The sequence below is a fragment of the Nocardia sp. CA-120079 genome, assembly GCF_050955745.1.
In the GTDB taxonomy this organism is placed as follows: domain Bacteria; phylum Actinomycetota; class Actinomycetes; order Mycobacteriales; family Mycobacteriaceae; genus Nocardia.
The window spans coordinates 6258000-6283188 of sequence record NZ_CP192088.1 but is presented as its reverse complement, the minus strand read 5'-3'; the positions used below and the strand labels follow the sequence as shown (position 1 = coordinate 6283188).

The window sequence follows — 25189 nt, the reverse complement described above, 5'->3', positions numbered from 1 at the left end:
TCCCACTCGCTGGTGTGCGATTAGGCTATGCAGCGCGGAACCGGCCACGGATCCCACGGCGTGAGTCGGCGAAAATGTTGTCTGGCTGTGTCAAGTCGATCGGTAGCGCTGCGCCGCATTTCGCGTGCGCTGCAGCCGTAGGCTCTCCGGAACGCCCGCGCGAAGTGGGATGGTGAGGTGAAGCCGGCCAGAGCCGCGATCTCGCCGATGGTCTGGGACTCTCGGCCTGGATCCAGGAGCAAATCCCTTGCTCGCCGGATCCGCTCGTCGGAGATCGTCTGCGCGACGGAGGTCGCGTGGGTGGCGAAGACGCGGGCCAGATGCCGCTCGCTGATGCCGACCGCGCTCGCGACCTACTGCACCGACAACGCGGATCCAGCAGCCAGGGCGGTTGCGCTCCTCCCACAGGGACACCCGCAGGTCAGCTGGAACGTTCCCGGTGGAGAAGCCTGCGGTGTCGGCGATTGCGCCGATTTGATCCTTGCAGACTTGTGAGTTGAGCAATCCCGCCACGCGTCCGAGCGGCGAGGCGGTCGGGGTTACCGTCACCCAACGACCGGCCACGAGAGAGGCCGACAGGGAAGAGGATGAACAGCATGAGCGACAACGACGTGCTCCCCATCGGCTCGATCGGCGCGGTGCCGGCGTACCGAGACGTCCCGACCTACCGGATGTTCTTCGGCAATCTGCATGTCTGGGAGGGGGATGGCTGGAAGGCCGAGTCGATGTCGTGGAAGACCGGTGCTTACGTCGCGGCCAACCTGACCGGGCCCGCGGAGCTGACCTACCGCGGGCGTGACGCCCAAGCGTTCCTGTCGTCGCTGAGCATCAACAATGTCCGCGAGTGGCCTGTTGGGACCTCCAAGCACCTCGTGATGCCCGATGAGAACGGTCTGATCGCCAACCACGGCCTCGCGATCAGGGACAGCGAGGACTCGTTCCGCCAGCTGGCCAGCCTGCCATGGGGAGTGCACCGGCTGGGTTCGGCCGGGATGGACGTGGAAACGTCAGTGCGCGAGATCTTCATTCTGCAGGTCGCGGGACCGGCGTCGCTGCAGGTGCTCGAACGCACGCTCGGCCGGGATCTGCGCGACTTGAAGTTCCTCGGTATCCGCAAGGTGGAGATCGCCGGCGTCGAGGCCGAGCTCGAGCTCTCGCGGATCGGCATGGCGGGCACCCTGGCCTACGAGGTGCGCGGCCCGTTCGATGCCGGGCCGGTCGTCTACGACGCAGTCTACCGGGCAGGCAAGGACATCGGTCTCAAGCGCCTCGGCTGGCGGACCTACGCGGTGAACCACACCGAGGGCGGTTTTCCGCAAGCCAACTGCACGTTCCTGCCGTCGGTCCTGAGCGACGAAGCTTTCATGGCCGCGTATGGGGCGGGCCGGAGCACGACGATGTCCGGGAGCGTCGACCCCACCGACCTGCGCGCGAGGTACCGGACGCCAGCCGAGGTCAACTGGGATTGGATGGCGAAGTTCGACCACGACTTCCTCGGGCGCGCGGCGGTCGAGGCCGAAAAGGCATCCCCGCGGCGCAAGACGGTGATCCTGCGCTGGAACGCCGAAGACATCCTTGACGTCTTCGCCTCGCACTTCAGGCCGGGTGAGGAATACAAGTACATCGAGTTCCCGTGCGCCCCCCAGCAGATCGCCGGTGGCCACGCCGACCTCGTCACCAAGGACGACGAGCAGGTCGGCGTCGCATCGGCCGCAGTCTACAGCTACTACTACCGCGAGATGCTGTCGCAATGCGTCATCGACATTGATCAGGCGCACATCGGGAACAAGGTCGTTCTCCATTGGGGCGACCATGGCGGGCGGATCAAGGAGATCCGGGCGACCGTCGAGCGGTTCCCCTACTTGGAGCTGCCCAGCAACCGCGACTACGACCTCAGCACCGTACCGTCGGGCCTGCCGGCCCCGGCTCGGTGAGCAGCCCGCGGACCGCCAGGTCAGCCGAGTTAACAGGTGACAAGAGACACCTTCGACGGGAACCAGGGCTTCGAACTCGGGCTGTGTGACGGAGCGCGGTTCTTCGACGGAACGCCGGTGACCGCGCATCCACACAGCCGACGGGCAGGCCGTACCGGTGCAACTGCTGGCTGAAGCCGAGCTTGTCCAGGACGCGCGGCCGCCGTCGCCGACGGTGCAGATCCCGTAGACGACATCACCCGTCGGCAGGGCGCACCGTCCGGCTCGCGGGCAGCGGGCCATGGATGAGTTCCTGTAGCGGGGCCTGGGGAGGGATGATCGGCGCGATCATCGGCGATCACCCGCGCCAGCAAACTTCCGCGAGGGGGTAGATGTGACCCAATCTGGCAGATCTGCCAGGAATCGGTGCAGGTCAGAACGTGTTTCGACTGGTCGGCGCCTGTGTGTGCAAGGGTACTCGCACACAGAGCACGAATTTCTGTCACGTTTGACGTGAATCTGTGCGCGAGAGGGGACTTGATCACGAATCTCTGTCAGTGATGACGCGGATTTGTGTTCAAGTGGAGGCTATTTGGGTTCGCTGGAGCATAGCATAGGGTTATCGATAGTGTTTCTGTGTCTGTATTTTGTTGAGCTGTAATGGTTTTCGGTACCGCAGTGGAAGTAGCTAAGTGGGACCGTTGTCGCGTTCTGTCGACTGATTCGGTTTCGGTCTGTTGCATGCTTCAAAAAGGTTGTGGCATTGGCGGAATCATTGATCGGAGTGTTATCCATTGTGATGCCGGTCGCGTGTTGTGGGCGACCGGCACCATGGTTGTCCAGGGTGATGGGGTTGGGGTTCGGCGGTGAGCAGTGGATGGGGTTCCAGCCGCATTGCGGGCCTTCGAACCCGACTACGCGGCCACCGCCGAGCTAAGGCGCCGACGGGATCCCGCACTTCAAACAGCTAGTCACGGACGAGAATTCGTTCCTGGCCGCCAGCCATGCCAGAAGGACCGCGGCCCCGCCGGCGCCGAAGTCCTGGCCCTGGCCGCACACAGCGACCACCTGTCGTCCGCGTCGCCGTCGCAGCAGCCGCCGCCCACCTACCCGAACAACACGCTGAGCCGCGCGCAACAGGTGAGAGCGCCCTGATCGACAGGGTCGCTTCGGATCACCGCCGACCCGAGGACCCCTTCCGCCCCGAATTGCTCGGTCCCCCCGAATTGCTCGGTCGGCCCGAACCGTTCGATCGGCCCGAATCGCTCGGTCGGCCCGAACCATTCGATCGCCCCGAATTCGATAACGCACCGGAGACAGTGGCGGACGGCGCCGTTCCATCGGGCCGAATTGTCGCGGACGGGAAGTCTGGCGCCGATTCGTGTTTCGCTGAACCGGCAGGCGGTTCGGCGAACGGCAGCGGTGAGATGTCATGTGCCGCAGGGTCCGGCGCAGTCGCCCACCATGTCGCGGGGGCCGTGAGCCGCGGGGACGCAGCGGGGTTGTCGACGAGCATCGCGTTCGGCGGCAAGGCTGGCGCCGTGTTCGGCGCCACCGTGACCGGGGTCGGATCGAGATGGGGATCGAAACGCGGTGCCGCGGGCACGTCCACCGACGTCTCCTCCATCGCGGACTCATGGTTCAAGGTGCGCCCGAACGGCACTGCGGCAGGCACGAGTAGCCCGGTAGTTAGCACCGCGGCCGCCAAGGCCGCGACGCGTGGTTCGCGGCGGCCGCGAGGAACGACCGCCGGGCTGTCGTCGGTCGCGGCGGCGCGGGATGCGAGCAGTGCGGCACCCAGCGCGATGGTGTGCGCCGGATCGGGGCCGAGGACAATCGGGAGTTCGAATTCATCGGCCAGCAGTCGTGCCACCGCCGCGGGCCGGGCCGCGCCACCGACCAACAGAATGCGGTCGATATCGGATACCGCGACACCGGCGGCACGGACGTAGTCGCGCACCAGCGGGACCGACTCACGCACCTGACGGGTGCGGAGCCCGGCGATATCATCAGCGGATACACGCTCCGCCCAACGTGATTCGGCGTCCGGTGTGATGTCGTGTCCGTAGCGGGCCACCGCCACATCGAATGCACGGCCGCCGAAATCGTAGGAGCGCACCGGCGGTCCGACCAGCCTGCCAGCACGAACGACCGCAAGATCCAGGCAGCTCGCGCCGAGATCATAGACCAGGACAAGGTCGGATTCCGCTGCGCCACTATAGGTTTCGAGCCACTGCGCCGCCGCAATCGGCTCGGGGATCAGTCCGACGTCTGTGGCTTCGAGCTGATTCAACGCTGACCGGAGTTCGGCGACCTGGTCGCCGGAATATATTGCCGGGTAGGCCAATACGCTGTGCACCGACGTTGCGGTCAGCCGATTTGCCACTGCCGCAACCAGATCGGCGCAGCTCATGGCCCGCCCCGCCACGGCGACGATCGGATCCTGCGCAATCGCCAGATCTGCGAAATCCGCCAGCACCGTGGCCTCGCGAGCAACCGCACCGATGGATGCGATGCCGTCACCGGAGAAAGTCACCGTGGTGGGGCGGGTAGTCACCACCGGATGTGCGGGGTCATTGGTCACCGCGGCCGATACCGCGTTTACCGAGCCGATGCTCAATCCGAGAGCCTGGGTCGTTCTCATCTCATCCTCACGCCCGATCCGCGCCTGCTCGCACGGACGATCCACCATCTTTACCCGACCAAAGAGATAGATTAGCCTGTCCTAACAATTGCTGTGAATGTCCTGTGAATGTTGTCTGGAGGCCCGTATGTCTGATGGCATGACTGCCGAAGTACCTGGTCAGACGTCCATCACTACGATCGTGGTGTTGCCGAGAACGCGGGCGGCCGCCACGATCTGGGGCGAGTGGCATCCGGCCGTCGCGTCGCGGCGTCGGTGGCCCGAGAACAATCCGCAACGCGCTGTGGCACTTCATGATTCGTGGTGGACGGTGGCTGCCGCAGGTTTGCTGGCAACCGTGACGCTCGGAGCCGCACTGTGGATTGCCGACCACCTCGACGTCGATCGGCAGTTGCACACCGTCGGCCTGTTCATCCACCTGGCCGCCCTCGTACTCGGCTTCGGTGGTGTCCTTATCGCCGACTATCTGATGTTGGTCTGGCTAGTCGGGCGGACCACCCTCGCCGAAGCATTGGCTGGCATCGCGCGCCTGCATGTGCCGATCTGGGCCGGCCTGGTCGGACTGGTCGCCAGTGGATGCCTGCTCGAACCGAATCTCGAATCCGCCATGACGCGAACGAAGATGGCATTCGTTCTGATCCTGACGCTCAACGGGCTTCAGGCGCTGCTGTTGGGCAAGCGTCTGACGAACCATGTGGCGACACAACTGACGAAGCGTCTGCTGCTCTGGGGCGCGGCATCGGGTGCCATCTCGCAGATCTGCTGGTGGGGCGCCATCGGTATCGGCTTCTGGAACACCGAACACTAACCCCCGTCCCCGCGTCTTGGAGCAGTAGCGCCTTGACCGCGGGGGGCGCTTGATCAGCGACCTGGTAGGTCTGCTGCGGGATCGCGCGGATGGCGACGAACACCTCTCTCATGCGCGTGCGCCGGAAATCCCGATAGGCCTGGCATTTGCTGAAGAAAGACTTGCGGTCACTGACGTTTCGGTGGTCAGTAGATTCGTTGGGCCGTCAGGTAGTCGTAGACCGGAACGTTGAGACTCACCAGCGCGTAGTGATCATGCGGGGATGCCGAGGTCATCGAGCAGGCCGCGGATCCGGTGTTCGATCTCGTCGCGGATGGGTCGGACGGCGTCGATGCCTTGTCCGGCGGGGTCGTCGAGTTTCCAGTCCAGGTACTGCTTGCCGGGGAAGTAGGGGCAGGCGTCGCCGCAGCCCATCGTGATGACCACGGCGCAAGCTTGCACGGCGTCGGTGGTGAGTACTTTGGGGATTTCGGCGGAGATGTCGATGCCGACCTCGGCCATGGCCTCCACCGCGACCGGGTTGACCTGGTCGGCGGGGGCGGACCCGGCGGAGCGGACGTCGACGCGGTCTGGGGCGAGGTGGGTCAGGAACGCGGCGGCCATTTGAGAGCGTCCGGCGTTGTGGACGCAGACGAACAGCACGCTGGGGATGGATGTCATTGGCAGGCAGAGCCTTTCAGACGGCGGAGCCGGTGAGGGTGGTCGGTCATGGTGCGCCGTGGCGATCGGTGAGTGGGTGTTCTGGATGGGGTGTGACGACGTTTTCGGCTGGTGCAGGGTCGGGGTAGACCAGCGCGATGAGGGTGAATCCGAGTGCGGCACCGATGATTTGGGCGGTGATGAAGGCGGGTACCGCCGCCGGGGCGATCCCGGCGAAGGTGTCGGAGAAGACCCGCCCGATGGTGACGGCGGGGTTGGCGAAGCTGGTGAACCAGTAGGCGGCGCCGATATAGGCGGCCACGGCTGCGGCGGAGAGGGCAGCACGGCCGGTGCGGGCGAGGGCGAAGATGACCGCGATCAGCCCGGCGGTAGCGACGAGTTCACCGATCAGGTGCCCGGTGGTGACGCGGTGGTGGGTGGAGATCTGGGCGGCGCGTTGGTCGAACATGATGTTGGCCAGCACCGCCCCGGTGATACCGCCGGGGACCTGCGCGCCGATGTAGGCGGCTAGCTCTGTGGGGGTGAGGCCGGTGCGGTTGCGGCGTCCGGCCCACCAATCCGCCATGGAGACAACGGGGTTGAAGTGTGCGCCGGAAACCGGGCCGAAGATCAGGATCAGGACGGCGAGCCCGAACACGGTAGCGGTGGAGTTCTCCAGCAATTGCAGGCCGACATCGTGGGGGGACAGCTGCTGGGCGGCGATACCGGAACCCACGACCACGCACACCAGCAGGGCGGTGCCGATGAACTCGGCGGTCAGCCGCCGCGCCAACACCGTCATCGGGTCACCGCCTTGGGCAACGCGATATCCAGCAGTGTCGAGAGCTGGTGCAGCGCGGCGAGTTCGACACGGTAATACACCCACGATCCACGCCGCTGACTCGACAACAACCCGGCCTCGCGCAGCACCTTCAAATGGTGGGAGATGGTTGGTTGGGAGACGTCGAAACCGTCGGAGATGTCGCACACGCAGGCTTGTTGGCCGGTGTGGCTGGCGATCACCGACAGCAGCCGCAACCGGACCGGGTCCGACAACGCCTTGAACACCGCCGCCAGCTCGGTCGCGGTCTGGGCGGTCAGAGGTTGGCGGGCCAAGGGCGTGACCTCACACGCTGGTGAGGTCACGTCGGTCAACGGAAGCTCTCGATTCGACACGCATCGATATTGATGATTATCGAATCCGAGGGCAAGCGAACATCGGGCGAACAAGACCTCCGGGGGTCTCAGCCGCAGCAGGACGCGCCGGAAGCTACGGCCTCCTTCTTCGCGGCGCTGCCGCAGCACGCGCCTTCGGTGGCGGCTTCCTCGGTGTCCGGCTCGATACTCAGCGTCCCCTCGCGGCAGCGAACGCGTGCCGCAGCTCGACGCCGCCCCGCTCAAAGTGAGTTGAGCCGGGTGGACCGTCGAACACCAGCGCGAGTCCGGGTTCGTCGCTGCGGTTGCTCACGTACTTCTCCGTGCGCGGGGTCAGGCAGCACGCAGTGAGGCTTAGGGGATGAATGTCTCGGCCGTGTGCTCGAGTGCCAGCAGCGTAGGATCGGCATGGCCACGCCACCGGATCTCGAACTTCCCGCGTGCCTTATCAGCGACCGAATCCGGTGCCGCGACATAGAACAGATGTGACGGATTCTGGCGGATCTGCCAGGAATCGGTGCAGGTCAGAATGTGTTTCCACTGGTCGGCTCCTGTGTTCTCGTATTGATTGCGTTCGGTGGTGCCCAGCGGAGAATCACCCCGTGGCCCGTCGGGGCTCTCCGCGACGATATGGGCGACTTCGCGGAGTGCAACCAGCCGTTCCTCAGCCGTGGCTTCCACGGTAAGCCGCAGTCGGCAACCTGAGAACGCACACACGTTGCCGGAGAGCTGAAAGACTTTGCGCTTTTCCGGCGCAGAAGCTGGCAACTTGGTTCACCTTATCCAATCCAGCATTCGTCTGCAGGAGAGCGGCGCCAGCAATCAACTGGCGCAGTCGATCACGCTGTTTGATCGGTCCGTACCGCGATGCGTTACTCCGCTGGTCGGCACCGACCACCGAGATGGTCCTATGCTCAGGCAGAAACATGCCCCGAAGCGGTCCCTAGCTGCTGGCATACGACAGTCAAGGGGTAGCGCCCTCGCCATTTACGCGTTGCGGCGAGTCCGGCACGGGGACAGCGTAGGGGCGTGCATGCGGCAACTGGGCGAGGATTGTGGTCATCGGTGTGTTTGTGAGGTCGTCGGCGATTTGAAGGAAGTTACGGATTCGCGTCAGGTCGGCTGAATTGTCGATGTTGGTGCTGCGCAGCCAGTCTCGGAAGGAAATGTCGGTGTTCGGCGGATCGGAGTGGAGTAGTTGACGTCCGAGGGTATGCGGGACGCCGATGAGGACAGCAACAAGCAAGGCCAGTGCGGCGGGGTCGTGCTGGGTCGTGGAGAGTCGGGCGCGAACGACAAGGTAGGTGTTGAGGAACCTCTTGGCGCGCCGAGGTGTGGCGGCGACCAGTGGCGCGACGAGGTCGAGGGTGTCGAGGTCGTCGTCGGTCAGGGTCAGCGCTTGTCCGAGTTGGTCATCGGATATTGGTTGCTGCGTGAATGAGGTGGTCGTTGCGGAGACATCGAGGGCTGGCTCGGTCTGGGGCTGCTCATCCTCGCTGGGAAACGTGGTTACGCTGGGATGGAGCGTAGCGCCCGGGTAGACGGTGCGGGTGGAGACCTTTGAGATCGTGGCGACTTGTCGTAGGACTGCCTGACAGCCTTCGGAGGTCATCGAGGGGATGGCGTAGCTGAGTTGGAAGATTTTCTCGAGATAGTCCGATGGTGTTGATGCGGACTCGGTGAGTTCGAGCATCTCGGGGTGTGCTGATCGAAGTGATCGGTCGAGGCTGCGGGTGTCGACTCCGACGATGACGACGAACAACGGCATGGCCAGAAGCAGATGCACGGCCTCGAGCACCGTGACCACCGTGTCGGGAGGGCAGCGGTCGAGATCGTCGATGTAGAGCACGATTCGTTTGATCGACACCGCCGGATCGGTTGCCGCGGCGTGGAGGCGGTCGCTGAGTCCGCGCAGATGGCGGTGTGCCATTCCGACGACTCCGAGGTGTTCGGTGTATTCGCCGTTGGCGGCCATCTCGGCGATGTAGCTGTCCAGCAACCGTGCCGGTGTGAGTTCCTCGCGTGCTCGACAGGCTGCCTCGAGATCAGCCACAGCTGTCGCTTTCTCGTCGTTGGCTGCCGCCAGTTCGGCCTGTGCGGCCTCGGCATCGGATTCGAGCTCAGCCAGTTCGGTCGTCTGTGCGAGGCGGGCCTGCTCGATTCGACCTTCGATCTGTCGCTGCACGTGTTCGGCGGGTTCGAGGAGCCTGCGCACCAGAACCGACTGGCGCCCGATCCATGCGGCAGCAGTCGCTCCGATGGTGGCCAGTGGTGCGATCACCGTGCCGATGTTGCGGAACACATCCGGTGCCAGTGCCGCAGTGAACGCGGTGGTGCCGCCGACGAGCAGTGCGACGGCGGCCGCGACCGCCAATGGCGAGCTGTACCAATGCTTTCCCGACGTTGCCAGGAAGGTAGTCCTGTTCGCCAAAGTGATCGCGGTGCGGGCGGAATCGAGAAGGTTTCGGGCGCTGTCGGTGGCGGCTTGGATTCCCATCTCGTTCATCGCGATGTCGAATCGTTCGCGCACTGCGTCGTCGGCGGTGACTGCCTGCAGGATGTCGCGTCCGCGAACCGATCCGAGGGTTTGGATGGCTTCGTGGTGTCGTTGGTGTGCTGCGGCGAGTTCGGTGTCGAGGTCCTTGATTCGTTGTTTGGTGGCGTCGATCTTCTGCTCGGCAGCCGCGACGGTTTCTTGGATGATCGGGATTTGCGCGGTGGCTTCGGCGAACTTCTGTTCGGTCGTCGTTTCCGGTGGGCACAAGGTGCTGAAGATGTGTTCGAGGAGGCTGGCCCAGATGTGGCCGCGGGCGTAATGCCATACTCCGAAACGGATGTGTCGCACATCGGTTTCGAACATCGATGTTGCGGTGCCGGTGCTGGCGAGCCGGTCGATGTAGTACTCGACTCGGCGCATGAAGAAGGTTTTGCCGCTGCCCCACTCGCCATAAACCGCAATGGCCAACGGTGGTACGAGCTGCTTGGATGCTATGAGCGCGGCCAACGCACGAGCATCCCCATCGATACCCAACCGGTCCGGACCGACGGCGTCATCATTCGTGAACGATGGAAGCGTCAGTGTGGCTGGTTGGACGACCGAAGCCATCGCTTCTCGGGTGGTCGGTAGTCGCGCATGGTTGTTCACCAACCACAGCTCTGCTTGTTGCGCTCCGGAGTACGACACATATGAAGGTGTTTGGCGGTCACCGGTCAACCGCGCGAGTTCTTTGTGGACATCGCTGCACTGCAATCGCTCACCAGCGGAGGGGATTCCCTTGTGAAAGATCTCGGTGAGGCCGCGACTGAACAGGCCGCTGTACGCTGCGCCGCTATCGGAGGCGGCCAGCAACTCGAATGGTGCTCCCGCCATGAGAGTTCGCCTCGTTATGTCTCGTGGTAGCGCCGAGGCGTCGAGCAAAAGGACCAGTCCGCCCACTGGGCGGCGGTCGAGTTCCTGGGTGACCACTTGCATCAGATGCAGCGCCGTATCCGAGTCTGGCTGCGCCGGTGAATCACGAGCCAGCAGAAAGAAGTTCCCGTCGCCGGTTGTGACACCGTGCCCGATGAAACTGATCAGCAACGCGGCACCTGAATCAGCAGCCGCTGTGAACGCCTCTGCCACAGCGCGTCTCAGCTCAGCAACGGTGGGATCACTCAACACCGAGGGGCCAACCGGAACCCACTCGCCGAACTCTGTTAGTGACGATGCCAACTCTGCGGCGGCCTGATCAACAAACCCGAGGCGGGGCAGTGCGTCGCACTCCGAGCCGATGATGAGCATGAGCCGATCTGAAAGTGGGGTGTCGCCACGTCGAATCGTTGTTCGGCGGACACGACGCATGGCGTCCAACCACCGGTCATGCTGACCACTAGCAACTCCGCACGCCGACAGCAAGTCACGCAGCATCTGCTCGTTCGCATCAGTCGGCACATGCTGGCCCGCGAACCAACCGCTAATCGTTCCATGTGAAGCACCCGACCGCGCGGCTGCTTGCCTGACCGATAACCCAGCATCGGTTCGTAGTTGAGTGAGCGCTCGCGCGAATTCCTCACGAGTACGAATCTGACTGGGATCTAGGCCAGCCCCCGGCCCTATCGACACCCCTGAATCTTAAAGATCCGGCAGGACATGGTGGGCCGATTCACTCGCGGACATCGGCTACCGAGATGTGCGGTCGGGACAGGCTTCCGCCGATCTCTTCCAGATTCGGCTCAGCACTCTAGACCTGGCTGTTGGCCATAGAGATTGGTCAACGGGTCTCGGTGACGGCGGGTGTTGGCATGTCATCGTCGTGTGAAGGTGCGAGGGGATGAGGCTCGCTGGTGAGTGCGGCGAGGGCTGATGCGACTTCTTCGATGGATGCTCGGACGTAGGTGAGGGTGGTGCCGTCGTGGCCGCTGGGTTCGGCGTGCGCGGCGTATGCGCGGGCGATCGCGTATCCGAAGTTGCGTTCGACCCAGGTGAGTGTGGTGTGTCGCAGCCAGTGCGTGGTTATCTGTTGTGTTGCGACCCAGGCCAGGTGGCGTCCGATTCGATCCCAGAGGTGGTCGTAGCGGCGGCGGGTGATCGGGCGACCATGTCGGTAACGCAACAGTTGTTGGCTTGGATCGGGGCTGCGTTCACTGTGTTCGATCAATCGGGCCATGAGGGTGGGGGATACCGGTTGCCAGTGTAGGGTTCCGCCCTTGCCGAACAGTCGGATCAGGCATTGGTCGGGGTCGAGGTCTTCTTTCCGGAGGCTGAGGGCGCTTCCGGTGCGGCAGGCGGTTTCGAGGTGAAGGCGCAGGATGAGGGTGTCGAGTTCGGGGTCGTCTCCTGTGGTTGCGGCGATGTGGTTGATTTGTGTGAGTTGGCGGGTGGATAGCGCGCGGCGCGTGCTCGGCAGTCGTGTGGGCATGTCTATGTCCGTCGAGGGGTTGGTGGCGGGGGAGATATAGCCGTCGCGGGTGGCGTATCGGTACAGGCAGCGCAGTGCGCTGACCATGTGCTCGGCGGCGGAGCGTCCGCCGCGGTTGTTGCGGCGTACGACGGCGGCGTGTCGAGTTTGCTCGATGAGTTCCTGGAGTTCGAGGGCGGTGGGTTCGTCGAGTGCCCGGTCGGGCCAGCGCGCGCTGAGTCGACGCCAGTAGGGCAAGTAGGCTCGTCGGGCGCCGGGAGATACTGCTCGAGCGACTCGCGGTATGTACTCCGCGAAGGTCGGAACTTTGCTGCCTGGCGTCGCTCGCAGGAGTTCTTCGGGGTGGATTCCCAAGCGGTCCAGGAACAGTCGAGCGACTTCGTGGTCGTTGGGGATGCTCATGCGTCGCCTTGGAGGTTGGTCAGTGCGGACGACAGGGCTTCGTGCACGACCCGCGACGGGATGACCGCGACCACGCCGATGCTGGGCAAGCCGATGAGCAGTAGTGCATCGCCAAAGGTGATGCCGGTGGCGCGGCGCACCGTTGCAGGCAGTCGTATCTGTCCTAGTCGGCCGATCTTTTGTTGTGCTGCCTCCGGCTGGGCAGTGCGGATAGCGACGAGGTTCCCGGCGACGGAGTAGGTGATGGGGTAGCCTGCGGGCCATCCCATTTCAGCGAAGACTCGTTGCCCGGACAGGCGCGCGCGATCGTTGATGATCGATACCGTCAGCATCGAACTTGCTGGCCGGCGCTGGCGTGGGGGTGGGACAAGTCCTCCTGGTAGGGGAAGACCTGCTTGGCGCGGCTGAATAGGCATGGACGCTTCTTTCTCATCCAGCCCGCAGATTCTCCAACTCCATGAAAGCCGATTTTTGGCGATGGCGCCACATTGATTTCCGTGATGAGGCCGGTGAGGCGACCCGCGGGCAGATTCGCACCGTGACGGAAAACTGGTGCCGTCCAGCGTGTTACCGCACTCGATGATCGAAGCGTCTTACCAATTGATTTGGTATCGACCGACGCTTTGTTGTCTTTGTTCTGTCATTAGAAACTGAAACGTAGTGTCGCAAAATGACGTGAAAGGTCCCGAATTGTCATCAACGGTCGGTTGTTGGATGACGGACACCGACGTTGAGGAGGCTCTGACCTGCGGTTTCATGTCGACCGTGGGGTCGGGGGTTCGATTATCGCCGACATCACCGGTCGCCGCGCTGGCGAGTCGAGGGTGCTCGTCGTTCATGTCGGTGAAGCGCGGTCCGGTCGGTTCATCACCAGCGCCTTGCCTGCAGCCGGGGAGATTTCGGCGCGATGACAGATCATCAACCGCCCGTGGCTGATCAGCAGGTCAGGTTCAACGAGCTGTTCCGCAGCCATGCTCCTGCGGTCTACCGGTTGGCATTGAGCGCGTTGCAGGACGCCGAGCGGGCCAATGACATTGTGCAGGAAGTGTTCCTGGCGGTGTGGGAGCAGTACGAACGCGACTTCGCGGGCAAGCCATCGAGCAGATCGGACGCGCTGATCATGAAGATCGCCAAACGACGGGTCATCGACGTGTGGCGGCGCACCGACGGCGCGGTCCCGATCCCCGAGTATGTCGAGAGCGCGGTGCCGATGCTCGGGCTGTCGATGACTTCCCGGAACCCGCTCGAGCGGGTCCTCAACGACGACGCGTTCCGCCACATCCGGTTCGTTCTGTCGCAGAACTTGACCACAGCCGAGTACCGGGTGGCGTTGATGGCGTGGGCATTGTGGCTGCCCGACACCGAAATCGCCAAGATCATCGGCAGTTCGGTATCCACGGTGCACTCGCACAAAAGCAGGGCCCGCGCGAAGATCCGCACGCTCGAGCTCGGTGGGGACTACCTCATCGACTTCGAACCGGGCACAAGCTCCACCCAGCAGGGAACGGGCAAAAGGACACGCAACGAAGGTGAGGTGACAGCATGAGCTCCGATAAACAAACCAGTCACGTCGTCCACTCGCTCACGATCTACCAGGTGTTCCAGGAACTGGACGGCCACCTGGCCGACACCGCCGAGGAGTACCGCTACGACGTCGAGTCCGGCCTAGTGAAGCTGCAGAACACCATCGCAGGCTTCACAGCAGCTCGGCGCGAACAAGACGAACGAGCCGCCCGCCGACACCACGAAGTCACGGCCGCGTTCGAGACTCGACGCAACCTGATCAAAGGACCGACAGCCGCCGCACGCCAGCAGATCGTGGCCGAACGCGTTGCCGGGCTGAACATTTCACCGTTGAAGATCACCAGCACGACCTCGCCCGAAACAGCATTGCGCATGGGAGATGCCGCAACCGGCGAGGAACGCTGGTCACTGACCTGGCTGCCGGAGAAAGTATTGACCCGTCAGCAGGCGATCAGCGCAATGGTCCTCGACGACATCATCTCCCACCCCGATGAACTCGACAGCGCCACCATGATGCTCGTCCTGACAGAACTCGTCGCCGAACTCGCCATGCCACTCGAGCAGGCACTCGTGCGCCTGTCGTTCATCAAAAAGGACACCAAACCTCCACGCCCCAAACGGCTGACACATCCGAATCCTCGGGGCAGCCAGACCGTTGATCACCTCAAACCGATACTGCGAGAAGCGAAATAGCCTGCCATCGATACCGAGCATCCGGTCGGTCGATTAATGGTGGGAGCCCCACCGGTCGACCATCGACTCCTCGAATAGCCAGACCGATTGGATCCGAAACCGCCGCCTCGGTATACCGCCCGCCACCTCCGTCCCTGATGGTCTGGGCCTGCGAGTGTGGGCCACGAGCAGTTCGCGCCGAACTTCAAAGGCTGCGAGACGATCACAGATCGCGCCGGGCGCAGCAGTCTGCCAGCCGCGTTTGTGCCGGACCTGGACCAGGAGCGGTGCGCTGGCCGGGAACACACGCGTCGGGGCACAACGAACACCGGCCATCACCAGGAGCAGGTCAATGACCGTCTATACGCGAGGTCCGTCCGGTGGGTAGTGCCGTGGGGCTGTCGCATTCGATGTCGTCGCTGCTTATGTCTACAGCCCGAGGTCGTCGTAGCCGAGGGAGGGATCGAGGATCGGGCCGGGCTCGAATTCTGTGGGGTCTTCGGTGGTGTTGTCGTGGTGGTGGCGTGCGCGTAGGGCGTGTTCGGCGGTGGTTTGTTCGGGTGTGAGTTGGGTGCGGCGGTGTTGTTCGGTGTTGAGGTCGATGAGTTCGTTGTGCAGCCAGGTGGTGGTGTCGACAGCTGTCGTGTCCGCGGACCCGGTGCCGGGCGCGGGCCCGTAGAGGACGGATTCGGTGTCGGCGAGGTCGATGCGCAGGCTGACATCGGTGATGGCTTGAGCGAGTTGGTCGTCGGTAAGCATCTGCACCGGATCGGACACGTCGAGGAGATCCTCGGACGGTGGTGCTGATGGCTCGGTTAGGGGGTCGGGCAGGAGATGCTGTTCGACCCAGGTGGTGATGGCGAGGCGTTCGGCGAGGGTGCATGCGGCGCGCCAGTCGCGTTTGAGTAGGCCCAGGATGGTGTTTGGTGGGTGGGTATTGGCGATGTGGTCGCAGCGGGCGCGGATGTACTCGGTGGGTGGGTGGTCGGGGATGGCGGGTTGGTTGTCGGTGCGGCATTCCCCGCAGAGTCCGTCGTCGCTGCGGCGTGGCGGAATCGGTGCGCTGTCGGTGACGGCGCGTCCGATGCCGCAGGACACACACGGCAGGGCGTGGGTGTTGCGGGCTGTTTGGCGGTCGTAGTCGGGTGCCTCGGAGTCGAGATAGCGGTCTTCCCACAGTTTTTCGCGGTAGTAGCCGTGCGGGACACCGTCGGGTTTGGGTAGGTGTTCGGGGTCGGTGTCGACGTCGGCGCGGGTGTCGAGGTAGTCCTGGTGGTCGCGTGCAGCCGCGATATCGGGGTCGGTGCGTCGTGGCTGCTGTGGCGTGTGGTCGAAACGGCCGGGGTTATCGCGTGCCGCGTGCCGGTGCTGGACGTGCCGGTCCGGTGCTGGGATGTCTTCGGTCGCGGGTCGGTAGACGTGTAGGTCGCTGGTGGGTGTGCAGGCGTGGATGAGTGCGCGGTGTTGGGGGTATTGGTCGGCGGCCCACCGTAGTCGCGCGACGGCGACGCGGAAGTGGTTGCGGTAGAGGGTGGTGCCGACGTGTTCGATGATGTCTCGTTGCTCGTCGGTGAGGGCGTCGGCGAGGTCGTGAAAGACGCGCCGCGCCGCTGCCATGTCACCGGTTTGGATCAATGCGGCGATCATGGCGGCGCTGTCGGACAGTGTGATTTCAGCACTGGTGGTGATCTCCGGTGGCCGGATCGGTTCGTGTGGGGTCGATGGTGCGGTGGTGTCGCGGTGTGGAGGATCGTGCGGTTCGGGGTCTGGGTGGTGCTCCGGTGGATGCATGGTGTGTTCCGGGGACGGGTGAGAGTTGGGGTGGGTGGGTTGGTGGAGGAGCGCGTCGATGCGCCAGGTGAGGGCGTTGGCGTATTGGTCGGGGCGGAGGTTGGTGGCGTCGTCGGGTTGGGCGGCGAGGATGAGTTCGTATGCGGTGGTCAGCAGTTCGGCGGGAGTCCAGTTGGTGCCGGTGGCGCGGTCGATCGCGGCGACCAGGCGCGGCCAGGCGGGGTCGTTGATAACGCGGTGCGCGGTGTCCTCGCCGACGATCTGGTGGAGTTCGTTGGTCCAGTCAGGGGTGAGGTTGCCGGTGTCGGTGACCTCGGCGGCGACGAGTTCGAGCTCGAGTCGCGACCACAGGGCCGCGGCGGGCATGTCGTCGGGCAACGCCCGGAGTGCCGCGGCATCGATCAGTCGGGTTTCGATGTCGATTCCGGATCGGTGGGCGATCTCGATCTTGTCGGCGAGGATCGGCCACCAGGGATCGGTGAGGATGCGGGGTTGCAGCTGTGTGATCAGCGGCGCCCATTTGTTGGCGGGCAGATGGATATCGCCGAGGGCGTCGGCGACGTGTGCGTCGAGTAGGTGTTGGTGTTCGCGTTCGCCCACGGTGTAGCGGGGTGGTCCGGTGGGGCGCGGATCGTGGTCGCCGATATGCAGGGAGGCTCGCCACACGGCGAGGTCTTCGAGCAGTCCTTGGGCCGATCCGATCAGTGGGCGCGCCCAGTGCGGAGCGGACGCGGGCGTCCAGGTCTGGACATCATCACGGATCTGGGTGGCGAGGTCGGTGACGATACGAGCACGGGCAGCGAGTTGGGTGGAGTCGCGCTCCGCGCGCAGTCCGCGCGGGATCCCGGTCGCCCAGGGGAGCGGTGCGTTGGCGGTGGAGTGGGCGCCGGATGGATCCAGGCGCCAGTCGAGGACGGCGGCAACGTCATCGGCGGTGTCGAGTTCGCGGGCGTCGGCGGCGGTGAGTAGCGCGGTGATCGGGTCACGCCCCGACAGCGCGATCATCGCCAAGTGCTGACGCAGGACGGGGTAGGCGGGGCTGTCAATGAGGTTCGGGTGTATCGCTTCCGCGGCCGCGTCGAGGCGGTCGAGACCATCGGCGCCGAGGGCGTTTTCGGCGGCAACACCGAGCGCGTCGAGGTAGATATCGAGCGCGCGACCGATCCGCTGGTGCGGATCCAGGGCATCGCGCAGCATGGTGTGCGCCGATTTTTGCGCGCCGTCGCGCCCGAAAATGCGCAGCAAAACCTCGACAGCGGTGCGCGGATAGACGGCGGGTTCGGACCAGAACGAGCCTTCGGAACCATCCAACGCGGTCGGCACGTAGACGTGGTTGGCGTGAATTCCGCGCGTGAGCGCGACATAAAGCTGTCGCAAAGTCTCGCCCCCGGTGAGCGCAACATGACACGAATCAGCGGTGATCCCCTGCGCGGAATCGATCGTTGTCGCGTAACCAAGGCGCACATACGCGGTCACATAATCCGTCGGAAGGCGCACACTGTGACCGTGTTTTTCGTTCGAGCCGACATGGGTGGCGGTCAGACTTCCGTCCGCATGCACGGCGGTGACGGTCCAGGCGTAGCCGTTGCGGACCCAATCGTTGGTACCGAGTCGCAGCCGTCGGTTGTTGCGGCGGGTGCGAATTGTGTCCCCGATCGAGGCCCGCAGGCCGTCGGCGAGAACGCATTCCGCGCCCACGCCACCGCCGTTGCGGGTGATGCGGTCGGCGCGAGCGCGAGCGTTGAGTTCGGTGACAATGTCGTGTGTAGCGGCGAGCATGATGGTGTCGCGGCCCGCGCGGTGGTCGGTGATCCATGCGGTGTAGGCGTCATCGTGCGTGGCTCCGGAATGTCCGGCGTGGATTCGGCCGTTGTCCAGATACCAGCCCAGCGCGGCCGGATCTCCCTCGCGTAGCTGCAAACTCGCGGTCGCTTCCGCGTTCGAGGCGAACCGCACGACGTGAGTGAGGGTCATGGTTGCCTCAGGTGAGGCCGCGTCCATATCGGCGTCCGCGCCGCCGGCCTCGATCGACGCGAGCTGACGCGGGTCACCGATACAGCGGACCGTCGCGCCACGGTCGGTCAGAAAACGCAGCAGCCGAAGGCGTTTGAGATTGCCGATCTTGACGTGCTCATCGACGATCACCAACGTGTCGGCGTCGATATCGAGGATCCATTGCGGCAGCGACGGCGGCTGCTCGCGGTCGAAGGCGTGGCTGTCACGGCTGGGTGTGTGGCGGGCCAGGACGTCGAGGACCTTGTCGACGGTCTCCACCCGGGCGCCGATCGCCTTGCCCAACTCCGCGGCCGCCGCCGCAGTCGGCGCCAACCCGAGGACCTGACCGCCACTGGAATGCCAGGCGTCGGTGAGCACCGCCATCGCGGTGGTCTTGCCCGTTCCCGCCGGAGCGTTGGTCGTTCGCACCCGCAGACTCGACGAGGCGAAGCCATCGATCACGCTGACCTGTCCGGCATTGAGCCGCTGATCCGGGTTCGCGTCGTTGTACCGGCGCACCGCCGCCGCGACGAGATCCGATGAGAGTTGGCGTGCGCCGGGCTGCACCGACATTTCGATCAGCTGCTGTTCGATCGACAACATCCGAGCAGAGGTGTAGATCTGTGCACCGGCGCCGGTGTAGACGCTGGTGCCGTCGCGGCGCCGCAACAACGCTGGAACTGCGTGTAATTCGGGTTCATCGGCCAGATCTGGGTCACCGCGCGCGATCACATGCTCAGGTGACAGTGTTTCGGCTAGCACTGCTTCGGCGGCTTGTTCCCAGTCCTGACCTCGCACGTGGCCGCGGAGTTGGCGTTCGATTTCGGCACGCAGATTGGTGGCCTGCCAGGTGGAGCGGTGCTCGGAAACCACCTCGATGACCCGCTGCGCGGTCCGGTTGATCCACCCGGTGGTCACCGCAACACGCTGGGGCCGCACGGGATTCAAGACCGCGACGATCATCGACGATAGCGCGTCGCGGCCGCCGAGCAGTGCCATCGCCTGCGAGCGCCAGGTGCCGCGCTGCTCGGCCAGCGACCGCAAATGGTGTCTGGGCGGTCGGGTTTCGAGGGTGGCCTGCTGTGCCAGGTCATACATTTCGGTGGGGATCGGTTCGCGGTCGAACCGCTGCTGGAACCGTGCGGCGAGTTCCCCAACACGCTCTTTGATCGCGGCTTCGCGCCGCGACCACGCCTCGATCAACGGTGTTGGGATGCAGACGATTTCACGGATCGGACGCTTGGACGGATCGGTGGTGGCGCGTTCGGCGAACTCCACACCCACCAAGTCCTCGAGGTGGTGTTCCAGGCGGGTGTTGTAGATCTCCGACACGGTGACCACCGCCCGGTAGATCGCGGTGCCATCGAGGGTGCGCCACCGCCCATCGCCGGTACGGCAACGGTTGGCGATCAGCGCATGCGTGTGGAGATCAGGGTCGCCTGCTCTGCTGTCACGATGCACAAACCGGGCAGCCACAATCCCGTCGACATCCACCTGGCGGATCCCGTTGCGGCCCAACCGAGTGAAGATCGCGTGCTGCTCCAACCAGCGCAGAGCATCATCGACCGCGGCATGGTGGGCAGCCTCGACCTTCTCCGCGACCGCGCGTGGCGCCAGCGCCCACAGCACCGAGACGCTCTTGACGGGCGAGAAAGTGATATCGAAACCCGCGACCGCGACGGTGTTCGGGCGCGAGTTTCGTGCCACCCACCCCGACAATTCCCGCGCGCTCAATGGTGCGCGATCGTAGGTTTCGCAGAACATTTCGAACGCCACACGGGTACGAATTTTCGCACGTTCGTCATCGGGAATAGCGTCGCAGGGGTCCTTCCTGCGCGAATTATTGTGTCGGGCGAACGCCTCCGCGCACCGTTTACGGAATTCGGAAACCTCTGCATAAACCCGAAACGGGTTGCCTAAACGCGACGCGCGATCAGCGGCTTGTGCCGCATCTTTGTGCTCCACACCGAGACGAATCTGGTCGTCATACATGGCGTTTTCGATCGCTGTAGCGTTCGGGTGGCGGCCCAGTCCGAACAGGGATTTCATCTGCTCTTCGGTGACTTCCTCACCCGGTTGCAGGCCCAACGCGGCCAGGCCCGTGCCATGCCAGCAGCCCGGAGCTTCCCCATGAGCGGAGTAATAGTCGGCGAGGCTGGAACGGCCTCGAGCCGAAACATCATTCGCGGCGACATTACGTAGATAATATTGATACCCATTGCCTGCCACGACTTTATGAATCGTCGCGGTCATATATCCATCAAGCACCCACCCGGCCATTTACGCCAGGGGGTGGATTTGACTATTTTTTCGTCAAATCAAGCAAAACCCTGGTCGTTACCGAATTGTTATCCCGTGGATGCAAGAGGTGTGCTTGCTGTGAATGGGTGAAGAGGAAGGGATTGGGGTGCGAGTGGTGGCGCTAGGTCGGTGGGTGGTGGTGTGGGAAAGGGGTGAGCGATGCGGGTCATGGCATTGCGGGAAGTGTAGTGGTGGGGGCTGATTGATGGGTAAGGATCGGCAGTTCGCTGGATGCGGACTGCTGCCTGCCGATCGGTTGGGTGACCCGCTATCGCCGCGCGTCCGCGTCCTGGCGGATGGGCAGTGGCAAGTGCAGATGGTGAGGGCGGGCGCAGGTTGGTCGGCGGGATCGAAGTAGTGCTCGACGACGTGACCGAGGACGAGGGCGGTGATGTAAATGCCGGTGAAGAGGAGGAAGTAGGTGGAGATGCTGTGCAGGGTTTCGTACACGAGCAGTCTCCGTTCGATCGGTGTGTGAGCGTGGTGGTCCGGTCCGCCGCGGGAGTGGGTACCGCGGCGGACCGGTCATGGCGGACCCGCTGACTGCGGGCCGGGTGAACAGGTCAAGGTGTGAAGTCAGGCGGCGACGGGGTAGCGGTTTCGGCAGTCGCCGCAGAGGTCGTCGATGTCGATGTCGCGTGGGTGGGCGTAGCAGGAGCAGCATCGTCCCGTGCGCAATTGCACCGGAGTCAGTGCGGTGATCGGTGTGCCTGGTGCCGAGGGTTGGAGTCCTCGGTCGAGGAATGCCATGACCAGACCGGACACGATCCGTGTCGAGCGTTGCTGCAGGGCGTGTAGCAGTGCGGGTGCGGCGGCGGGGTAGTGGTCGGTGAGGTGCTGGCAGTAGGCGACGACCTCGTCAGCGAGGGTGAAACCCGCGGGGAGGGAGGGGATTCCGGTGCGGTCGTTGTCGCGGCAGTGCTGGCAGAGGCCGTCGTCGCTGAGGCGTTGGCCGTTGGTGTCGGTGATGAAGTGGTCGCTGCAGGCGCGTTCGCCGAAGCAGTAGACACACACCCAGCCCTGTAGCGGAGGCAGTGTGGTGCGGTCGTAGTCGAGGCCGTTGCCGTTGGCGAGGAAGGCGGGGCGGTCGTCGTCGCGGATGTCGAGACCGGTTCGGGCGCGGGCGATCGCATCGGCGTCGAAGTCCTCGCGTGTGTGGGCACCGGCGCGGTCGCGCTCGACGCGGACTTGGTCGACGATCTGACGCAGGTAGGTGCGATCCCACATCGACGCGTCGTGGGCGGGGTCGGTGTCGAGGAGGAACCGGGTGCGGATGTAGTCGGTGACGATGCGTGGCTCGGTTACGGGGCGGCGCTTGGATTTGATTGCCGCGATGTGTTCGGGCTGTCGGCGGGCGCGTTTGGCGGCGATGGTGGTTGCGGTTGAGGGTGTGCGTTTCAGCGTCGGTTTGTCGTTGGTGGCGAGGATTCGCCGGGCACTGGACTCGGCGGCGACGAGCGGGACGGTCGTGATCCATTGGGGTTGCTGCTCGATGGGGCGATACAGGCCGGGGTCGGTGCGGGTGACGAACATGTCGAGCCATGCGCGCAGGTTCGGATCGGACCGTCGCCACTGTGACCGCAGGGAGGCGCGCGCGATCACGTAGGGATTGTGGGTGAAGGTGTCAGCCACTCGGGTGAGGCGGTCAAGGTCCTCGCCGGTGGCGAGTTCGGTGAGGGCGTACTCGAATGCGTCGCGGGCGTCGTCGTGGCGACCGGCTTCGAGATGCCAGTGGATGTGAGCGATCGCGTCGAGGAAGGACTGGGATTCAATGCGGATCAACGGATTTCCCTTCGTGCGAGCGGAGACGACCCAACCCACGTGGACGTGACATTCCACAGGGATGGTCGGCTGGCCGGGCGGCCAGCCTGAGGGCGCTTCGACCGGGACGGCGCACGGCGCGGTGGGGAACGGCGCCGGGGCGTGCACCACCGAATTTCGAACCCCGACCGCCGCCTTGCTGCCGGGCGCAAGCGAAATTCGGTGGTGCCGGGCGCGGGCCCCGCGGTGTCGGGTGACGGTCTGGTAGCCCTCGTTCGGGCTGGACGACCGGCGGGACGGACATCCCTACCCGCTCGATGACCTCCCTCTCACCCACCCCGACCCGGGATCGGGGAGTGTCTGGTCAGAAGCCGGGCTCTTCACCTGTTCCGACACCGGCGAGCGCGGGTCCACGCGAGGTCGCCGCCCACGGGTCATCGGAGTTGGCCCAAGCGGTCGTGCGGGTGTCGCTGTTCCAGCCCGCGCGCCGGGTGGTCTTGGTGATCTTGGCGGTGGCGAAGCGCAACGAGGCTGCGACCTCGTCAGCCTCGAGCTCGACGACCGTGCGGTTCTCGCCCTCGGCGGTTTGGTAGCTGCGCTGCTTGAGCCGCCCGGACACGAGCACGCGCGCCCCGCGACTAAGCGACTCCATGGCGTGCTCGGCAGCCTCGCGCCAGACGTTGCAGCGCAGGAACAGCGCCTCGCCGTCGGTCCACTCGTTGGTGGTGGCGTCGCGGTAGCGTGGTGTCGAGGCAACCGTGAAATGGGCGACGGGTACGCCCGATGGCGTCAGGGCCAATGTGGGGTCGGCGGTGAGATTTCCGATCACGGTGAGTGTCGTATCGCCAGCCATGGCTTCTCCTTCGAATGTTGTTGGCGAGAATAGGAATCGGGCTACTGTCCTCGGCATCGCCGCTGACCATGAGATGTCGCCCGGTGACGCGGTGCCCGTTGATCGGGCAGGCGTTAGGCGGCGATGTCGATGTCGCGGTAGTCGATGTCGCCTGCTGCGGCGAGTTCGACGTCGTCGAGGGCGAAGTCGAGTCCGGCGGCGGCCTCTGCGAGGAAATGCAGGTACCGTTCGGTCGCGGCGGTGTGGTTGCGCCACAAGGACTTATCGAGGTCGGTTTCGTGTTTGGCCACGATCATGGCCGTGACGATCACCCACGCTCGCGCTGGAGTCGCGGAGGTGATGGCCTTGATGAGTGCTTCGCGGGTGCCGCCGACCCCGAGAAGGTGCAGCACCTTTCGTAGATGGACGGTGTCGAGTTCGTGGGCGATGGACTCGGCCACGAACGCGGCGGCCAGATTGTGCGGAGTGCGCCGGGACACGAACTTGATCAGCGTGCCGTCGCGGCGTTCGCCCGCGGCCTCACCCCGGATGTTGAGCTCGTTCTCCTGGGCGCGGTCTTTGCGGGCCTGATCACGTTCGGCCGCGACTGCGGCTGAATCATCGCCGCTATCGGCCGAGGCGCCGCCTGTGGCGGTCGGCACCTGGAGGCCGCTGTCGGGCAACTGATCGGCGGCCAGGTAGCAGAACGGCACCCATCGATCACGCCACTCGACCTGATCGGCGTGGACCAGACCCGGTTCGGGGGCCGCGTCGGTGTTGTTGTGGGTGTTCGGGTCGACGGTGTCGGGGTCGATGACCGCGCCGCTGGTTTTCTCGACGAGCTGCCCGTTGGCCTCGATGTGCAGATACACCACCCACCGGGTCGGGTCGGTGTTGATGTGTTCGAAGGTGACCGGGTGTCCGTCGATGGTGGTGAGCAGCTCGGCGGGGATGTAGTCCGTGTCGGGACCGCTGGTGTCGGGCTCGGCGGCCAGGATGCCGAATCCGTGTGCGGCGTAGGGAAGTGCGGCTTGCAGTCGGTTGCGTTGGGCGGCGCGCTCGGCCAGGATCCGTTTGACCTCGATCGTGAAGCCGGTCCGCGTGCAGCGGGTTAGTCGTTGCACGGCGTCGGTGTCGCCGAGGGTTTCGTAGTGGCCGATGACCGCGAGCTCATCGAGACCGAACTGATCGGAATCCAGCAGCGCGGTGGCGGTCGCCGACGCGGCGATCTTGGCTTGGGCTTTGACCTGTTCTCGCCCGGTCTGCAAACCCTTCGCCACCCGCGTCACGTTCGCCCCCAGGTCGAGCATCAACGCGACACCCGCGGCGTAGTCGGCCTTGGTAAGCGGGATCCGGCGCTCGTTGAAATTGATCTGATCGAGAGTGCGCTCGATGCGACGCTCGTTGTCGCTGAGTCCCACCGGCCCGGCGGTGATGAACACCGGGATCCACGGCGTCCCGACCTCACGGGCGATCAGGATGCGGACCTGACCGTCATCGGCCTGCACAGAACCATCGGCCTCGCGAGTAGCGTTGATCGGATCCCTGACACCGCGTTCCTTGATCGAGGCAACCTGCGCGGGATGGTCATCGATACGGAACGTCGCGCGAACATTCTCCGCGATCGCGATGTCGTCGGGCCGCATCCACACCGCCTCGATCGCGGGCAGATCGGCACGCACGCGAATCTCGTCGGCGGTGTCATGTCGGGCGTCGGGCTCGCTGGCGTCGGAGTCAGGGACCGCTGCGGCGGTGAGGATTTCGGTGTCGGACATCAATACTCCTGACAAACAGGCGGCGGGACAGCCCACCACGAGTAGTGGGCTGTCCCGTCGAAAACGGTGAGAGGACTGC

At 64.6% G+C, this 25189-nt stretch carries 17 protein-coding genes and 2 pseudogenes; 5 read left to right on the top strand and 14 right to left on the bottom strand.

All coding sequences use genetic code 11. The annotated features are described in order from the left end of the window. Positions 1 to 20: 20 nt before the first annotated feature. Positions 21 to 338, bottom strand: a pseudogene (locus ACQPYR_RS29085) (helix-turn-helix transcriptional regulator); the annotation flags it as partial. Between the two features lie 258 nt (positions 339 to 596). On the opposite strand from ACQPYR_RS29085, the gene ACQPYR_RS29080 reads away from it, so the two are divergent. Beyond that, on the top strand, positions 597 to 1934 hold the full coding sequence (locus tag ACQPYR_RS29080) for a hypothetical protein (protein ID WP_433622119.1): 1338 nt from the start codon (positions 597 to 599) through the stop codon (positions 1932 to 1934). A 1153-nt stretch (positions 1935 to 3087) separates the two neighbouring features. Here ACQPYR_RS29080 and ACQPYR_RS29075 read toward each other — a convergent pair. Then, entirely contained in the window at positions 3088 to 4557 is a 1470-nt protein-coding gene (locus ACQPYR_RS29075) for an Hsp70 family protein (RefSeq protein WP_433622118.1), read from the bottom strand. A 184-nt stretch (positions 4558 to 4741) separates the two neighbouring features. Between ACQPYR_RS29075 and ACQPYR_RS29070 the strand changes: the two genes are divergently transcribed. Next, entirely contained in the window at positions 4742 to 5365 is a 624-nt protein-coding gene (locus ACQPYR_RS29070) for a hypothetical protein (RefSeq protein WP_433635269.1), read from the top strand. Positions 5366 to 5617: 252 nt separating this feature from the next. Here ACQPYR_RS29070 and ACQPYR_RS29065 read toward each other — a convergent pair whose 3' ends face one another. The 8 genes and pseudogenes from ACQPYR_RS29065 to ACQPYR_RS29030 form a co-directional block, all read right to left on the bottom strand. Then, positions 5618 to 6025 (bottom strand): arsenate reductase ArsC, encoded by a 408-nt coding sequence (locus tag ACQPYR_RS29065; protein WP_433622117.1) that lies wholly within the window; start codon positions 6023 to 6025, stop codon positions 5618 to 5620. Positions 6026 to 6071: 46 nt separating this feature from the next. Then, positions 6072 to 6806, bottom strand: coding sequence for an aquaporin (locus ACQPYR_RS29060; protein ID WP_433622116.1), 735 nt, complete (start codon positions 6804 to 6806; stop codon positions 6072 to 6074). Next, positions 6803 to 7180 carry an ArsR/SmtB family transcription factor gene (locus ACQPYR_RS29055; protein WP_433622115.1) on the bottom strand — a complete coding sequence of 126 codons (378 nt, stop codon included), beginning with the start codon at positions 7178 to 7180 and terminating at the stop codon, positions 6803 to 6805. Before ACQPYR_RS29055 ends, ACQPYR_RS29060 begins: the two co-directional genes overlap by 4 nt. A 333-nt stretch (positions 7181 to 7513) precedes the next feature. Next, a complete protein-coding gene (locus tag ACQPYR_RS29050; RefSeq protein WP_433622114.1) occupies positions 7514 to 7927 on the bottom strand; it encodes a hypothetical protein in 414 nt (137 codons plus the stop codon). Between the two features lie 196 nt (positions 7928 to 8123). Continuing rightward, positions 8124 to 10739 (bottom strand): P-loop NTPase fold protein, encoded by a 2616-nt coding sequence (locus tag ACQPYR_RS29045; protein ID WP_433635268.1) that lies wholly within the window; start codon positions 10737 to 10739, stop codon positions 8124 to 8126. 300 nt (positions 10740 to 11039) lie between these two features. After that, a pseudogene (locus ACQPYR_RS29040) lies at positions 11040 to 11261 on the bottom strand (helix-turn-helix domain-containing protein); the annotation flags it as partial. Between the two features lie 148 nt (positions 11262 to 11409). Then, positions 11410 to 12459, bottom strand: a complete 1050-nt coding sequence (locus ACQPYR_RS29035; RefSeq protein ID WP_433622113.1) for a tyrosine-type recombinase/integrase — start codon at positions 12457 to 12459, stop codon at positions 11410 to 11412. Further along, a complete protein-coding gene (locus ACQPYR_RS29030; RefSeq protein ID WP_433622112.1) occupies positions 12456 to 12791 on the bottom strand; it encodes an AbrB/MazE/SpoVT family DNA-binding domain-containing protein in 336 nt (111 codons plus the stop codon). The genes ACQPYR_RS29035 and ACQPYR_RS29030 overlap by 4 nt, the downstream gene beginning before the upstream one ends. Before the next feature lie 575 nt (positions 12792 to 13366). Between ACQPYR_RS29030 and ACQPYR_RS29025 the strand changes: the two genes are divergently transcribed. Next, positions 13367 to 14005: an RNA polymerase sigma factor gene (locus ACQPYR_RS29025; RefSeq protein WP_433622111.1), complete on the top strand. Its 639-nt coding sequence runs from the start codon at positions 13367 to 13369 to the stop codon at positions 14003 to 14005. After that, a complete protein-coding gene (locus ACQPYR_RS29020; RefSeq protein WP_433622110.1) occupies positions 14002 to 14676 on the top strand; it encodes a hypothetical protein in 675 nt (224 codons plus the stop codon). The genes ACQPYR_RS29025 and ACQPYR_RS29020 overlap by 4 nt, the downstream gene beginning before the upstream one ends. 408 nt (positions 14677 to 15084) lie before the next feature. Here the strand turns inward: ACQPYR_RS29020 and mobF are convergent, their stop codons facing one another. Then, positions 15085 to 20694, bottom strand: a complete 5610-nt coding sequence (gene mobF, locus ACQPYR_RS29015) for a MobF family relaxase (protein ID WP_433622109.1) — start codon at positions 20692 to 20694, stop codon at positions 15085 to 15087. A 351-nt stretch (positions 20695 to 21045) separates the two neighbouring features. Between mobF and ACQPYR_RS29010 the strand changes: the two genes are divergently transcribed. After that, positions 21046 to 21285, top strand: a complete 240-nt coding sequence (locus tag ACQPYR_RS29010) for a hypothetical protein (protein WP_433622108.1) — start codon at positions 21046 to 21048, stop codon at positions 21283 to 21285. Between the two features lie 33 nt (positions 21286 to 21318). Here ACQPYR_RS29010 and ACQPYR_RS29005 read toward each other — a convergent pair whose 3' ends face one another. The 3 genes from ACQPYR_RS29005 to ACQPYR_RS28995 form a co-directional block, all read right to left on the bottom strand. After that, positions 21319 to 22524: a hypothetical protein gene (locus tag ACQPYR_RS29005; protein ID WP_433622107.1), complete on the bottom strand. Its 1206-nt coding sequence runs from the start codon at positions 22522 to 22524 to the stop codon at positions 21319 to 21321. A gap of 343 nt (positions 22525 to 22867) precedes the next feature. Beyond that, entirely contained in the window at positions 22868 to 23356 is a 489-nt protein-coding gene (locus ACQPYR_RS29000; protein WP_433622106.1) for a single-stranded DNA-binding protein, read from the bottom strand. Positions 23357 to 23469: 113 nt separating this feature from the next. Next, positions 23470 to 25110: a hypothetical protein gene (locus ACQPYR_RS28995; RefSeq protein WP_433622105.1), complete on the bottom strand. Its 1641-nt coding sequence runs from the start codon at positions 25108 to 25110 to the stop codon at positions 23470 to 23472. Positions 25111 to 25189: the final 79 nt, after the last annotated feature.